Annotated in this window: 19 protein-coding genes; 9 read left to right on the forward strand and 10 right to left on the reverse strand. The window is 67.2% G+C overall.

The window, feature by feature from the left end; all coding sequences use genetic code 11:
* Window positions 1-229: 229 nt before the first annotated feature.
* Both QMX82_RS00260 and QMX82_RS00265 read left to right on the forward strand, forming a co-directional pair.
* On the forward strand, window positions 230-1,183 hold the full coding sequence (locus QMX82_RS00260) for a LysR family transcriptional regulator (protein ID WP_133860288.1): 954 nt from the start codon (window positions 230-232) through the stop codon (window positions 1,181-1,183).
* A 243-nt stretch (window positions 1,184-1,426) separates the two neighbouring features.
* Window positions 1,427-2,416 carry a DMT family transporter gene (locus tag QMX82_RS00265; RefSeq protein ID WP_133860289.1) on the forward strand — a complete coding sequence of 330 codons (990 nt, stop codon included), beginning with the start codon at window positions 1,427-1,429 and terminating at the stop codon, window positions 2,414-2,416.
* On the opposite strand, the gene ubiA is transcribed toward QMX82_RS00265, so the two are convergent.
* From ubiA to QMX82_RS00280, 3 genes are all read right to left on the reverse strand, one after another.
* On the reverse strand, window positions 2,401-3,348 hold the full coding sequence (gene ubiA, locus QMX82_RS00270; RefSeq protein WP_273861034.1) for a 4-hydroxybenzoate octaprenyltransferase: 948 nt from the start codon (window positions 3,346-3,348) through the stop codon (window positions 2,401-2,403). The genes QMX82_RS00265 and ubiA overlap by 16 nt on opposite strands.
* Window positions 3,349-3,423: 75 nt before the next feature.
* Window positions 3,424-3,981 carry a chorismate--pyruvate lyase family protein gene (locus QMX82_RS00275; RefSeq protein ID WP_282280812.1) on the reverse strand — a complete coding sequence of 186 codons (558 nt, stop codon included), beginning with the start codon at window positions 3,979-3,981 and terminating at the stop codon, window positions 3,424-3,426.
* Window positions 3,965-4,534, reverse strand: a complete 570-nt coding sequence (locus QMX82_RS00280) for a DUF2780 domain-containing protein (RefSeq protein ID WP_133860291.1) — start codon at window positions 4,532-4,534, stop codon at window positions 3,965-3,967. Before QMX82_RS00280 ends, QMX82_RS00275 begins: the two co-directional genes overlap by 17 nt.
* Window positions 4,535-4,661: 127 nt before the next feature.
* Here QMX82_RS00280 and QMX82_RS00285 point away from each other — a divergent pair, with 127 nt between their 5' ends.
* Window positions 4,662-5,891 (forward strand): nucleoside recognition domain-containing protein, encoded by a 1,230-nt coding sequence (locus tag QMX82_RS00285; protein ID WP_208693405.1) that lies wholly within the window; start codon window positions 4,662-4,664, stop codon window positions 5,889-5,891.
* Here QMX82_RS00285 and QMX82_RS00290 read toward each other — a convergent pair.
* Window positions 5,873-6,541 carry a hypothetical protein gene (locus QMX82_RS00290; protein ID WP_133860293.1) on the reverse strand — a complete coding sequence of 223 codons (669 nt, stop codon included), beginning with the start codon at window positions 6,539-6,541 and terminating at the stop codon, window positions 5,873-5,875. The genes QMX82_RS00285 and QMX82_RS00290 overlap by 19 nt on opposite strands.
* Before the next feature lie 147 nt (window positions 6,542-6,688).
* Here QMX82_RS00290 and QMX82_RS00295 point away from each other — a divergent pair, with 147 nt between their 5' ends.
* Window positions 6,689-6,919 carry a DUF1161 domain-containing protein gene (locus QMX82_RS00295; RefSeq protein ID WP_133860294.1) on the forward strand — a complete coding sequence of 77 codons (231 nt, stop codon included), beginning with the start codon at window positions 6,689-6,691 and terminating at the stop codon, window positions 6,917-6,919.
* 103 nt (window positions 6,920-7,022) lie between these two features.
* On the forward strand, window positions 7,023-7,199 hold the full coding sequence (locus tag QMX82_RS00300; RefSeq protein ID WP_166655878.1) for a hypothetical protein: 177 nt from the start codon (window positions 7,023-7,025) through the stop codon (window positions 7,197-7,199).
* A gap of 43 nt (window positions 7,200-7,242) precedes the next feature.
* On the opposite strand, the gene QMX82_RS00305 is transcribed toward QMX82_RS00300, so the two are convergent.
* Both QMX82_RS00305 and QMX82_RS00310 read right to left on the reverse strand, forming a co-directional pair.
* Window positions 7,243-7,677: a PA0061/PA0062 family lipoprotein gene (locus tag QMX82_RS00305; protein WP_282280813.1), complete on the reverse strand. Its 435-nt coding sequence runs from the start codon at window positions 7,675-7,677 to the stop codon at window positions 7,243-7,245.
* A gap of 34 nt (window positions 7,678-7,711) precedes the next feature.
* Window positions 7,712-8,134 carry a PA0061/PA0062 family lipoprotein gene (locus QMX82_RS00310; RefSeq protein WP_133860296.1) on the reverse strand — a complete coding sequence of 141 codons (423 nt, stop codon included), beginning with the start codon at window positions 8,132-8,134 and terminating at the stop codon, window positions 7,712-7,714.
* Between QMX82_RS00310 and QMX82_RS00315 the strand changes: the two genes are divergently transcribed.
* Entirely contained in the window at window positions 8,133-9,254 is a 1,122-nt protein-coding gene (locus QMX82_RS00315; RefSeq protein ID WP_282280814.1) for an aminopeptidase, read from the forward strand. The genes QMX82_RS00310 and QMX82_RS00315 overlap by 2 nt on opposite strands.
* Here the strand turns inward: QMX82_RS00315 and QMX82_RS00320 are convergent.
* Window positions 9,251-10,597, reverse strand: coding sequence for an MFS transporter (locus QMX82_RS00320; protein ID WP_208693409.1), 1,347 nt, complete (start codon window positions 10,595-10,597; stop codon window positions 9,251-9,253). The two genes, QMX82_RS00315 and QMX82_RS00320, sit on opposite strands and share 4 nt — an antisense overlap.
* Entirely contained in the window at window positions 10,594-11,388 is a 795-nt protein-coding gene (locus tag QMX82_RS00325) for a siderophore-interacting protein (protein WP_280310259.1), read from the reverse strand. The genes QMX82_RS00320 and QMX82_RS00325 overlap by 4 nt, the downstream gene beginning before the upstream one ends.
* Window positions 11,389-11,442: 54 nt before the next feature.
* On the opposite strand from QMX82_RS00325, the gene QMX82_RS00330 reads away from it, so the two are divergent.
* From QMX82_RS00330 to QMX82_RS00340, 3 genes are all read left to right on the forward strand, one after another.
* Complete coding sequence (locus QMX82_RS00330; protein WP_044341206.1) at window positions 11,443-11,859, forward strand: MarR family winged helix-turn-helix transcriptional regulator; 417 nt, start codon at window positions 11,443-11,445, stop codon at window positions 11,857-11,859.
* Between the two features lie 65 nt (window positions 11,860-11,924).
* A complete protein-coding gene (locus tag QMX82_RS00335) occupies window positions 11,925-12,158 on the forward strand; it encodes a hypothetical protein (RefSeq protein ID WP_187980687.1) in 234 nt (77 codons plus the stop codon).
* Between the two features lie 159 nt (window positions 12,159-12,317).
* Entirely contained in the window at window positions 12,318-12,590 is a 273-nt protein-coding gene (locus tag QMX82_RS00340) for a cupin domain-containing protein (protein ID WP_282280815.1), read from the forward strand.
* Here the strand turns inward: QMX82_RS00340 and QMX82_RS00345 are convergent.
* On the reverse strand, window positions 12,587-12,715 hold the full coding sequence (locus QMX82_RS00345) for a hypothetical protein (RefSeq protein ID WP_260175707.1): 129 nt from the start codon (window positions 12,713-12,715) through the stop codon (window positions 12,587-12,589). The genes QMX82_RS00340 and QMX82_RS00345 overlap by 4 nt on opposite strands.
* Window positions 12,716-12,831: 116 nt before the next feature.
* Window positions 12,832-13,260 (reverse strand): OsmC family protein, encoded by a 429-nt coding sequence (locus QMX82_RS00350; RefSeq protein WP_017641568.1) that lies wholly within the window; start codon window positions 13,258-13,260, stop codon window positions 12,832-12,834.
* Window positions 13,261-13,315: the final 55 nt, after the last annotated feature.

Raw genomic sequence — 13,315 nt, forward strand, 5'->3', positions numbered from 1 at the left:
ACCTGCGTCTGGCATGAGGCAGCGCAGCGAGGTTGGCGAGATGAGCTGGAACTGAAGAGGACGCCTGTAGAGGACGGACGTAAACCGCGAGGTCAGCGGACGTTACCATTAGGCTGCTAACGATTCTATAAAATTCCGGGGTGGTCGATTAGCGCGTCAACCCGCGAATCTTTGTTTCACATACTGAAATAATATGGAGAATGACGCTTTTCCCGACTGTCGAGGCGGCATGGACACCCTGCACAACATGCGCGTTTTCGTCGCCGTGGTGGAAAGCGGCAGCTTCACCGGCGCGGCCCAGACGCTGCAGACCACCACGGCCCACGTCTCCCGGGCGGTGGCCCATCTGGAAACCCATCTGCGCACCCGCCTGCTGCACCGCACGACGAGACGCATCGCCCTGACCGAAGCCGGCCAGCGCTACCTGGCGCGCTGCGAGCAGATCCTCGCCTATGTCGAGGAGGCCGAAGCCGAGGCCGGGCACGCTCAGGCGCGGCCCGAAGGGCGGCTGCGGGTGCACAGCATGACCGGCATCGGTCAGCATTACGTGATCCGCGCCATCGCCGGCTATCGCGCCCTGCACCCCGAGGTGCGCTTCGACCTGACCATGGCCAACCGCATCCCCGATCTGCTGGAGGAGGGCTTCGACCTCGCCATCGTGGTAGCCGTGGAGCTGCCCGACTCCGGCTTCGTCTCCCAACAGATCGGCCACACCTACAGCATCCTCTGCGCCTCGCCGGCCTATCTGCAGGAGCATGGCCAGCCGCAGACGCCGGCGGAGCTGGCCAATCACGCCTGCCTGAGATTCATCAGTCCGGTGGTGTCCTTCGACCGCTGGCACTTCGACGGCCCCAATGGACCGGAAACCTATCGCATCGGCGAGACCCCCTTCCAGGTCAACGTCGGCGACGCCATGACCGAGGCCCTGCGCCAGGGGCTGGGGATTGGCGTGCTGCCGCTCTATTCGGCAGTAGACGGCCTGCGCGACGGCAGCCTGGTGCGAGTGCTGCCGGCCTATCGCCTGCAGCGCCTCAACGTCTATGCCCTCTATGCCTCGCGGCAGTACCTGGATGCCAAGATCCGCACCTGGGTGGCCTATCTGCGCGAGCAGATCCCCGGGGCGCTGGAGGCGGACGAGGCCTTCGTGCGGGCCGTCAGCGAAGTCGTCGGCCAAGCGCATTGAGATCGGCGGGGCGCTTGGACTAAGCTCGGGGGAGACCGGGCTGCACGCCGGGTCATAGTTAGTAAGCTATTGAAATATCGCCCGGTATCGCGGTCCTGAGGGCGACAGGACGGCTGCTCGACGGCACGCTCCGGTGGCGTCGAGGTCCATGTCCCGAGTCGGTGGTCACGCCGACGGACCGCCGTGCAGGACGGCCGGATCATGCAGGCGGTCAGGGACCGCCGTCAGTACCACGGGAGTCCAATGAGCGCTACCGCAGGACCCACTTTGAGATTCGCCGACCAGCCGCTCAAGGGCATCGCCCTGATCTGCCTCGCGGTCTGGCTGTTCGCTTCCCACGATGCCCTCTCCAAGTACCTGTCCGGCTTCTATCCGGTGGTCATGGTGGTCTGGGCCCGCTACCTCTCCCACACCCTGCTGATGATGGGCATCTTCATCCCGCGCTCGGGGCTGGCGGTGATCCGCACCAAGCGGCCGGGGTTGCAGGTGCTCAGGGCGCTGTGCCTGATCGGCTGCAGTCTGTTCTTCACCACCGGGCTGCGCTATCTGCCGATGGCCGAGGCCACCGCGGTCAACTTTCTCGCCCCGCTGATGGTGACGGCACTGTCGGTGCCGCTGCTCAAGGAGAGCGTGACCCGCAGCCAGTGGGCGGCGGTGCTGGCCGGCTTCATCGGGGTGCTGGTCATCGTGCGGCCGGGCGGCCAGCTGTTCACCCCGGCGGTGCTGCTGCCGGTCTGCTCGGCGGTGTGCTTCGGCCTCTACCAGCTGCTGACGCGCCTGCTCAGCGGCATCGACAGCCCCACCACCAGCAACTTTCTCACCGGCATCATCAATACCCTGGTGCTGAGCAGCGTGGTGCCCTTCTTCTGGGAGATCCCGACTCTGACCCACGGCTTCATGCTGGCGCTGCTCGGCCTCTTCGGCATGTCCGGCCACCTGCTGCTGACCCAGGCCTTCCGTTATGCGCCGCCGGCGCTGCTGGCGCCCTTTAGCTACGGCCAGATCGTCACCGCCGGCATCATCGGCTACCTCGTCTTCGGCCATGTGCCGGACAGCGGCGCGCTGATCGGCATCCTCATCATCTGCGCCAGCGGCCTGGCGGTGGCCTGGCAGCAGAGCCGCAAGGCCTCCAGGGCCAAGAAGGCCCGGGCGGTGCCGGCGGCGCAACCCGAGGCGCTGCCGGAGGTGGTGGCCGATGCCGCCGCGGGCGCTCCGGCTCAGCGCAGTCCGTAATCGGCGATGATCCCGATGAGGATCGCCAGACCCGCCCAGTGGTTGTGCAGGAAGGCCCTGAAGCACACCAGCGGGTCACGGTCCCGGGTGACGTGGAATTCCCAGGCGAAGCAGCCGGCTGCCACCAGCAGGCCCAGGTAGAAGGGCAGGCCCAGGCCGAAGCGGCCGCCGGCCAGCGCCAGGCAGAACAGCGTCAGGCCCTGCAGGGTGGCGATTATCACCCGGTCGGCGTCGCCGAACAGGATGGCGGTGGATTTCACCCCGATCTTGAGATCGTCTTCGCGGTCGGCCATGGCGTAATAGGTGTCGTAACCCACCGTCCAGATCACGTTGGCGACGAACAGCAGCCAGGCCGCCGCCGGCAACTCGCCGGTCTCGGCGGTGAAGGCCATGGGCATGCCCCAGGAAAAGGCCGCACCCAGTACCGCCTGAGGGTAGTAGGTATATCTCTTCATGAAGGGATAGAGCGCCGCCACGCCAAGGGCGCCAAAGGACAGCCAGACGGTGGTGGCATTGGTGCAGAGCACCAGGCCGAAGCTGAGCAGCACCAGCACGGCAAAGAACAGCAGGGCTTCCTTGGGCGAGATGCGCCCGGTGGCCAGGGGACGATTCTTGGTGCGGGCGACATGGCCGTCGAAGTTGCGGTCGGCGAAGTCGTTGATCACGCAGCCGGCCGAGCGCATCAGCACCACGCCGAGCACGAAGATCAGCAGATTCTTCAGACTCGGCACGCCCTCGGCAGCGATCCACAGCGCCCAGAGGGTGGGCCAGAGCAGCAGATAGATACCGATGGGTCGGTCCAGCCGGGTCAGTTGGACAAAGTCGCGGATGCGCTCGCGGCGCGGACGCGTGGCGATCACCCGGGCGCTGGGCTCGGGGCCGCGGGGCGCGGCAGGACGGCGATCACGGGGACGGGAGGCGTTCTTTTTCATCGGACGGCTGCATGGTGAAGGGCCTGGCGATTATAGGGGCCCCGGGGCGTCGCCGCTGCCGTCGTGATGCTCCGCCTAGCCCTCGCGCCCGGCGTGAGGCCAGAAGGCCGGCAGAAAGACCTCGCCCACCAGGATCGCCAGGGGACCGCGCCGGAACACCGAGCGCCGGGCCCAGCAGGGCGCGGTTGCCGCCCCTGCGGGCAGCCAGGCCAGTGGATAGCGGCAGGCTTGCAGCGGCCCGCGGGCAAAGGCCGGTGCCTGGAACAGCCAGTGCCCGAGCGGCCGCTCGCCCAGCGCCGCCAGGTCGAAATCCGCCGCTTCCAGGGCCGTGCGCGCCGCCACGCTGCGGGCGAAGACCCAGGCTTCGCCATTGCCGCGCAGCCAGACCTCGCGCACCCAGCCGGGGCTGGCCGGCGGCACTTCAAGCGCCTGGCACTCGTCCGGGCGCAGCGGTTGCCAGCCCTGGGCGATCACCTCGACGGCGAAGCGTCCATCGCTGAGGGCGGTCAGCCGTTCGGTGAGGGAACCACGGTCCGCATAGAGCCAGCCGAGCGGCGCCTCGGCGTAGTCCGGCTCGGCGCCGGCCGCTGCGTAGGTCAGCCAGCGCGGGCCGCCGTCACAGGCCCCAGACATTGCCCAGGGTGCTCAGCAGGGAGGGCTGGGTGCCTTGCTTGCCGAGATAGCCGAGGATCACCTGGGCGAACTGGCTGGTCATGCCACTGTTCATGCCCAGGGCGTTGAAGGTCTTGTCGACGTCCTGGCGGCTGTCGACATTGCCCAGCAGGCTGCCCAGCGGACTCTGCTTGGCATCCTGACCGCCGCCACCGAGCAGACTGCCCAGGCCGCCCAGTTGCGCCAGGCCGCCAGTGGCATTGGCGCCGGCCAGCTGATCCAGGCCTGGCACGGCCTTGGCCAGCTGGCGATAGTCGTTGCCCACCAGCTGATTCTTGGCCAGGCCGAGCAGGGCGCCGGTGCCGCCCACCGCCTGCTGCGGGGTGACGTTGAGCTGGCTGGTCAGCGCCTGCAGCAGGCCCTGGGCCTGGGGCGTGGCCGCCGCGGCGGCGGTGGCCTTGGCGTTGTTGTTGCCGTTGGCGCCGTTGTAGGCGTTGACGGCGTCGTTGAGGTTGAAGGCGAAGACCGGACTGGCGGCGAGCACCAGCGGCAGGGCGAGAACGGACAGACGCATGGGCGGACTCCAGCGGGTTGCGTGAAAGGTCAGAGGATAACCCGACGGCGATGACCACAGACTGAACGGCGTCCCTGCAGGGAGCGGACGCTGCGGTTATCATCGCCGTTTTGCCGGGAGAACCGCGATGCTCAACGGGTTGTGGCTGGGCTTCTTCATCGTTGCCGGGATCAGCGCCTTCGGCCAGTGGCTGGTGGCCGGCAACACCGGGGTGTTCGCCGCCATGGTGGAGAGCCTGTTCGCCATGGCCAAGCTGTCGGTGGAGGTCATGGTGCTGCTGTTCGGCACCCTGACCCTCTGGCTCGGCATCCTGCGCATCGCCGAGAAGGCCGGGCTGGTGGACGCCCTGGCGCGATTGCTCGGGCCGCTGTTCGCCCGGCTGATGCCCGAGGTGCCGCGCGGCCATCCGGCGCTGGGGCTGATCACCCTCAACTTCGCCGCCAACGGCCTGGGCCTGGACAACGCCGCCACGCCCATCGGCCTCAAGGCCATGCGTGCCCTGCAGGAGCTCAATCCCAGCAGCACCACGGCGAGCAATGCGCAGATCCTCTTCCTGGTGCTCAACGCCTCCTCGCTGACACTGCTGCCGGTAACGGTGTTCATGTACCGCGCCCAGCAGGGCGCCACTGATCCGACCCTGGTGTTCCTGCCGATCCTGCTCGCCCATACCTGCGCCAACCTGGTCGGGCTGTTCTCGGTGGCCTTCATGCAGCGGCTGAAACTCTGGGATCCGGTGGTGCTGGCCTGGATCGGCGGGGGCGCCCTGGCCTTCGGCGCCTTCGTCGCCTTTCTCTTCACCCTGACCGCCACTGCGCTGGCCGGGTTGTCGTCGCTGCTCGGCAACCTGACCCTGTTCGGCATCATCCTGGCGTTCATGATCCTTGGCGCCCTGCGCAAGGTGCCGGTCTACGAAGCCTTCGTCGAAGGCGCCAAGGAAGGCTTCGACGTCGCCAAGTCGCTGTTGCCCTATCTGGTCGCCATGCTCTGCGCGGTGGGCGTGCTACGCGCCTCCGGCGCCCTGGAAGCCATCCTCGAAGGCGTTCGCCATGCGGTGACCTTCTTTGGCTGGGACACCCGCTTCGTCGAGGCGCTGCCCACCGCGCTGGTCAAGCCCTTCTCCGGCAGCGCCGCCCGCGCGCTGCTGATCGAGACCATGCAGACCCATGGCGTGGACAGCTTTCCGGCGCTGGTGGCGGCGACCATCCAGGGCAGTACCGAGACCACCTTCTATGTGCTGGCGGTGTACTTCGGCGCGGTGGGCATCCAGCGCGCCCGCCACGCGGTGGGCTGCGCCCTGCTGGCGGAGTTCACCGGGGTCACGGCGTCGATCCTGATCTGCTACTGGTTCTTTGGCTGAGCCTTGGGTTCCAGGTCGACCATCCAGTCGTCCTGCACCATGCGTCGCTGGCGGCGCGAGGTCAGTTGCTGGGTCTGCCAGTCTTCGGCGATCAGTGCGCAGTAGTGGCCGTCGTGCTGGCCCAGGCGAAAGCGCCGGCGTACTCCAATGGGATCGTGATCCGAACCATAGAAGGCGACCGCGCGGATCTCCAGGCCCTCGAATACCCAGCCCTCGGGCGGCCGGTGGTTTTCCAGGGTCAGGCCGTTGTGCTCGGCGGCGCGGCGGATCAGACCCTGGAAGGTACCGATGTGGGTGAAGTCACCGGTGTTGAGCGGACCCTGGTGGGTCGCCTCGCCCAGCACCAGATCGGGGTCGAAGTCATCCTGGCCGCTCTCGCGGATGTCGGTGACATCGGTGTAGAGCGTCTCGCGATTGGTCTTGAGGATCACCGTGAGCTGGTTGATGAACACCGGCTCGGCGCTCATGTTGGACAGCAGGCAGAGGGCACCCACGCCCTTACCGGCGCCGCGGTTGATGATCAGCCGCGGCTGGCGCTGGCGCTTGTAGTTGTTGAGCAGGAGCTGCGCATAGAGCACCCAGACGCCCAGGGTGCAGCACTGGGCGAAGAGCGTGAGGACTTGGGAATTGTCTTTCAACCACTGGAACATGGGGGCACTTCGCTGGAAGGAGTGACCATCGGAAATACCGTTCGGGCTCCAGGTTCCACCGCTTCGCTGAGCAAAGGGCAGCGCTGAGAACATCGCCACAGCTCGGGCGTCCAAGCCTGAGAGGTCATCACGCCAAGGAAAATCGCCATGCTGCGTCTATCGCTACTCTGCTGCGCCGCCCTGCTGAGCACCGCCGTGCGGGCCGAACCCCTGTCCTGCGACCAGCTCAAGGCCGACATCGAGGTCAAGATCCAGTCGGCCGGGGTGACCGCCTATACCCTCGAAGCGGTCCCCAATGCCGAGGTGCGCGATCCCAACATGGTGGTGGGCAGTTGCGCCAACGGGACCTACAAGATCCTCTATCAGCGCAACGACTGATCCCCGACCCGGGGGACAGACCGTTCATCCGCTGGATACTTGTACAGTTCCGCCTGGCTTAGTACTGTTTGCGCATACAGTATTTAGCCAAGAGGGTAATGCCATGTCGCCGTTCGCCCGGATTCGCCAAGCTCTGTCCCTTGCCCAGCCCGCACCGCGCTGGATGGAACGCGAGGATTTCCTGCGCATGAGTCGCCAGCTGCGCGAGCAGAAGAGTCGTCCGCCCGTGGTCCGCACCCAGGACCGCAGCCAGGACGACTGGCTCAGCGTGCCCGCCTAGCGGTCGATTGCCTGACCGTGCTGGCCGCCTGGCCAGTCGCGGGTCAGAAGGGCGAGCAGATGCCTCGTTCGGAACTCACCAGTTCGCGCGGGCCGTCGTAGAGGGTGATCTCGCCCTGACCGAAGGTGTTCTCGGCTTCCAGGCGATAGCGCCGGCCGGCCTGGAAGTCCGCGTAGTCCAGTTCCAGATAGCACTGGATCTGCAGCGGTTCCCGCCAGCCGAAGCGCGAACCGAAGCCACCGCCGCCATAGAGTTCGTAGCGATAGCTCACCTTGAGGCTGTGGCTGCCGGGGGTGAGCTGGAAATAGCGGCCATCGTCGAGACGCCTGCCGTCCTGGGACTCGGCCAGCAGCGAAGCGCCTACCGCGGATTCGCGCAGCACCAGATCGACCCATGCCTGATAGGGATCCACAGGGGGCAGCGGCGTGGTGCAGCCGCCCAGCAGTAGCAGCAGAGGGACCAGCAGGCGCAGACGCATGGACGGCGACTCGCGGCAGGGAGATCAGCCGAGTCTACACGTCGCCGCAACGACTGGCAGTGCTGCGCGCCACTTCCTGGTTGCGCTCGTCATAGAGGCGCGCCCAGGGCCGCCAGCCGGTCTGGCCGGCTTCCAGGCGATAGCGCTCGCCCGCGGCGAAGGCCTTGTAGTTGAGGGTCACCAGGCAGGTGCGCGCCAGCGGATCGGCCACCTGGGCGCCGATGTTGGTGGGCTGCACCTCGAACTGGTAGCGTACCTGCAGATCATGGCTCCCTGGCCAGACCTGGAAGTAGCGTTTGTCTTCGAGATCCTTGCGATCGGCGCGCAGGGCTTCCAGCTTGGCCTTGCCATCGCTGTCCAGATCGATCCAGGCCTGTGCCGGATCGGGCTTGGGCAAGGGCCACAGGGAACAGCCACCTAGGAACAGCACAGGCAACAGCAGGCACAGTCTACGCATGACGGCTACAACTCCGGGCAGGGAAGGGCGCGCCACCCAGCCAGGCACACTGCCTGCGCAACGCACGAGCCGCTGGCTGGCGCTGCTGTCCCTCGTGATCGGACTGAGCGGTTGTACCTCGGTCGGGTACTACGGCCAGATGGTACAGGGCCAGTGGGCGCTGATCCGTGATCGCGAGCCCATTGCGACGGTCGTCGCAGATCCGGCGCGCCCCTCCGTCCTGCGCGAACGCCTCGCCGCCGCGGCGGCGGCCCGCCGCTTCGCCAGTGCCGAACTGGCCCTGCCGGACAACGCCAGCTATCGCAGTTTCGTCGAACTCAAGCGGCCCTTCGTGCTGTGGAATGTCTTCGCCACCGCCGAATTCTCGACCCAGCCCACCACCCACTGCTTTCCCATCGCCGGTTGCGTGGCCTATCGCGGCTACTACCAGGAAGCCAAGGCCCGAGCCGAGGCGCAGCGGCTGCAGGCGCAGGGCCAGGACACCTATGTCAGTGGCGTGCCGGCCTATTCGACGCTGGGCTGGTTCAGCGATCCGCTGCTCAGCAGTATGCTGCGCTGGGACGACGACCAGGTGGCGGCCACGATCTTCCACGAGCTGGCGCACCAGCGTTTCTATCTGCCCGGCGATACCGCCTTCAACGAGTCCTATGCCACCTTCGTCGAGGGCGAAGGCCTGCGGCAATGGCGCGCCAGTCGCGGCCTGCCGCCACCCGATACGGGGCGCGAAGCCCGCTATCAGCAATTCCGCGCGCTGCTGCTGACCACTCGCGCAGACCTGGCCAGGCTCTATGCCCAGCCATTGACGACCGCGGCCAGGCGCGCGGCCAAGGCCCGGCGCTTCGCGCAGCTGCGCAGCGATTACCAGCGGATGCGCGCTACCCCGGCCTGGCGTGACGATCGCCGCTTCGATGGCTGGATGAGCCAGCCGCTCAACAACGCGCGGCTGGTGCCCTATGGTCTGTACGAACAGTGGGTGCCGGCCTTTGCCGCCCTCTATCGACAGCACCCGGGCAACTGGCCGGCGTTCTTCCAGCGGGTACGGCTATTGGGCGAGCGCCCGGCGGCCGAGCGTGAGCAGGCGCTCAAGGCGCTGCTCGACCAGGCGACCCCACAGCCCTAGCGCGGTGCCCGCCAGTTGGACCAGGCGGCGACCAGACCCAGCGTTGCCGCCAGGGCCAGCCCCAGCCGCGGGGCCAGGCTGTTGTCCAGATGCAGCAGCAGCGCCAGGGCCGCGGCGCCCAGGGCCATGCCGGTCTGCCGGGCGGTGGCCTGGACGCCACCGGTGGCGCCGTTGCGACCGGCTGGCGCGGCGGTGAGCATGATCCTGTTGTTGGGTACCTGGAAGAAGCCGAAGCCGATGCCGCCGAGGATCAGGCAGGGGATCAGCAGGGCGGTCGAGCGCTCCAGTGGCATCACCGCTGCCGCCGCCAGCCCCAGGGCGATGCCCAGACCGCCGAGCATGCACAGCCGCTGCGGCGGATGGCGGTCGGCCAGGCGCCCGGCTACCTGCGCCGACACGGCCACGGTGAGCGGCCAGGCCAGCATCAGCAGGGCCACCTGCAGCGGCACCAGCCCGAGCTGGTGTTGCAGATAGAAGGGCAGGGCGAGAAAGCAGAGCATCTGCGCGGCAAAGGAACAGACCGAAGCCAGCACCGAATGACGCATGGCCGGCAGTCCCAGCAGGTCCACCGGCAGCAGGGGCGCCGGCAGACCGCGCTCGCGGCGTACCAGCAACAGCAGACTGGCCGCGGCCAGCAGCAGCAGGCCCACGCCCTGCAACGGCGCAGCGCCGAGACGTTCGAGACCGCCGATGCCGGCGCAGAACAGCAGGGCGTTGAGCAGCACGCTGAACGGATCGAGGCGGCGCTGCGCGCGGGGGCTGTCGGGCAGGTTGTGCACCAGCAGTGCGATCAGCATCGCCACGGGCACATTGACGGCGAACAGCCAGGGCCAGCCACCCAGCGCCAGGATGGCCGCCCCCAGGCTGGGCGCAGCGGCCGAGCCCAGGGCCACGCAGAGGGCATTGATGGCGATGCCACGACCCAGCCGGTCGCGCGGATAGGAGAGCCGGACGATACCGGCGCTGACGCACATGATGGCGGCGGCGCCCACCCCCTGCAGCGCCCGTGCAGCCACCAGGCTGGCGAGATCCGGCGCCAGGGCGCAGCCCAGAGAGGCCAGGCCGAAGATCCCGACCCCGGCCGTGAAGACCGGGCGCAGGCCAAGACGCTCGGCCACCGCGGCCAGGGGAAACAGCAGGGCGACCAGACTCAGCTGATAGGCGCTGACGATCCAGACCGCCGCGGCAGCCGAGACGTCCAGGGCTTCGGCGATGCTGGGCAGCGCCAGGTTGGCGATGCCGCTGTCCAGCACCGTCATGCTGATGGCCAGTAGCAGGGCGGCGACGGCGCGATAGCGGCGTGGCGGGGGCAGGCCGTCGGTGACGGCGGCGGTGGTGCTCAATCCTCGACCTTCACGTGCTGGTCGCTTTCGCCAAGCTTCCAGTAGCCGGCCGCCTTGACCCAGTCCCGCGGCAATCCCTTGGCCAGCAGCGCCTGGCGCGCGGCACGGGCTTGCGTGGCTTCACCGGCGATCCAGGCATAGCCTTCGCCCGCGGGCAGCTCCAGCTGCTCCAGGGCCTGCACCAGGGCATTGGCCCCGGTTTCGCGATAGACCCAGCGGATCTCGGCGGCGGCGGCCGTCGACAGGGCGATCTCCAGGCCCGGACGCGCCACTTCGGTGACGACCTGGACCCGGACGCCGGCGGCCAGCTGCTCCAGGCGGCGGGCGATGGCGGGCAGGGCCGTCTCGTCGCCGGCCAGCAGGTACCAGTCGAAGTCCTCGGGCGGCACCAGGGCGCCCTTGGGGCCGCCGATGATCAGCTCGGCACCGGGCTGCGCCTGACGCGCCCAGGTGGTCAGCACCCCGGCTTCATGCAGATAGAAGTCGATGGCCAGTTCGCCACGGGCGGCATCGTAGTGGCGCGGCGTGTAGTGTCGACCCACCAGCTGCTCGGCGCTGGCGGCGCGGATCGGGGTGGTGTCGGCGGGGACGAACAGCTTCACGTGCTCGTCGAAGGCCGCGCTCTGGAAATCGGCCAGGTCGCTGCCACCAAAGGTCAGGCGCAGCAGGTCGCCACCCAGGTCTTCGCGGCGGACGACGGTCGCCCAACGTCGCTTGAGGTCGAAGCGCACACGCTGGAAAAGGTGAGGGGCACTGGCATCGCCCTCGCGGCTGTGAAAAGATGTCGCCATTGCGGAGGTACCATTCATTGAGGTTCCTCACTATATTCGAGGTAAGCAGCTTTCATGTCAACCGCCGCCGCCATTGCCGAAGCCCTGATGGATCTGAAACGGCAGATGCGCCAACAACTGGATGAGACCCTCAAGGCCTCCGGACTCTCCTTCGCCCGCTATAAGGTGCTCAAGGTGCTGGAGCGCCTGGGACCCTGCCGTCCGGGCGAGGTCGCCGAACAGCTTCGCCATGCGCCCCGTACCCTGACCGATGCCTTCGACGCCCTGGAGCGCGACGGCCTGGTCCGTCGCGAACCCCATCCCCAGGACCGCCGGGCGCTGCTGGTCCATCTGACCGAGCAGGGTCGCCAGGCGCTGGACCAGGCCCAGGTGCCGCGTACCCAGGCGCTGGAAGCGGTCTTCGCGCCGCTGGATGCCAGCGAGCAGGCGCAGTTGCTGGCCTATCTGGAGCGGGTTCGCATCCGCAATTGAGTCGCGGGCGAACTCCCTGTCGGTCGTTGCGCTCGAAAGAGACACCCTATTGAGGAGAGCCTGCCATGACTGACCAGCGTTCCGATGCCCACCTGGGCAAGACCCCGCCCAACGAACCCGCTCTCGATGAGGCGGGCCGTCCGGTGGATGTGGTGAAAAAGGACATGGAGCAGCCGGAATCGACGCCGACCGATGCCATCGACAAGGTCATCACGCCGACCGACATCAAGACCAAGGAGCAGGAAGCCGAAGCGCTCAAGCGCAAGACCGCCGAGGTCGAGCGCAAGCTGGAGCGCTGATGCTCCACGTGGAACCTCGGGTCGCCGAGGTTTCCATCGGCTCGGCAGGCGCGGTCGGCCATAGCGGCAGCCATGCCCTGTCATAGCGATATTGCACTGGCCCCTGTTGGACTGGATTCCTAATCTGGGCGTTGATCGTCATCAATTCAAGGAGCGCTCTTGGACCAGGCCACCTTCATCGAGCAACTCGCCCGCGAGGGCTTTCAGCCACCGGTGCTGGTCGAGCGCGAAGCCCAGGGCAGCCTGGAAGCCCATGCGCATCCCTTCGAAGCGAAGGCGCTGGTCATCGAAGGCGAACTGCGCATTCGCACGGCAACGGGCGAGCGTTGTTATGCGGCAGGGGAGGTCTTTCACCTGGCCGCCCATGAGCCTCACTCAGAAGTCTTCGGCGCCCAGGGCGTGCGCTATCTGGCGGGTCGGCGACCGGCCTAGCCTTCGCTGTCGTTCTTCTCGATATCCTTGCGCTGGCGGTTGAGGATCACGCAACCGTAGACACCGCCGCCCAGCAGCAACAGGGCGAGGATGGAAAACAGGGTCATGAAGATGGAGTCGTTCATCGTGCTCTCCGAAAGCGGGGTCGGAGCAGTCTAGCGAGTCGCGAAGTTCCCGGCGAACGAGCTCTGGAACAGGGTGTTGCCGATGCCTGGGCGGCACCGGCAGCCACCTGTGACCCTTAACCTTCGAGCGTGGCGTTCAGGTTGATCTTGGCACCCTTGAGCACCTTGGACACCGGGCAGCCTTCCTTCGCCTGATTGGCGATGGTGGTGAACTGCTCCTGGGTGGCACCGGGGATCTTGGCCTTCATGGTCAGATCGATGGTGGTGATCTCGAAGCCGTCGCCGACCTTGTCCAGGGTCACATCGGCCTTGGTCTCGATCCGCTCGGGGGTCAGACCGTTCTGGCCCAGCAGCATGGAGAAGGCCATGGAGAAGCAGCCAGCATGGGCCGCGCCGATCAATTCTTCGGGGTTAGTGCCTGGCGTGCCTTCGAAACGGGTGTTGAAGCCGTAGGCATTGTCCTTGAGCGCGCCGCTCTCGGTGGAGATATGGCCTTTGCCATCCTTCAGACCGCCTTGCCAGACCGCGGAAGCATATTTCTTCATGGAGCATCTCCGGTTGTTAGGTACGAATCCATCTAGAACAAGCCAGCAGCCGGTA

The organism is Pseudomonas sp. PS02302 (assembly GCF_029959585.1).
Taxonomy (GTDB): domain Bacteria; phylum Pseudomonadota; class Gammaproteobacteria; order Pseudomonadales; family Pseudomonadaceae; genus Chryseomonas; species Chryseomonas aestiva.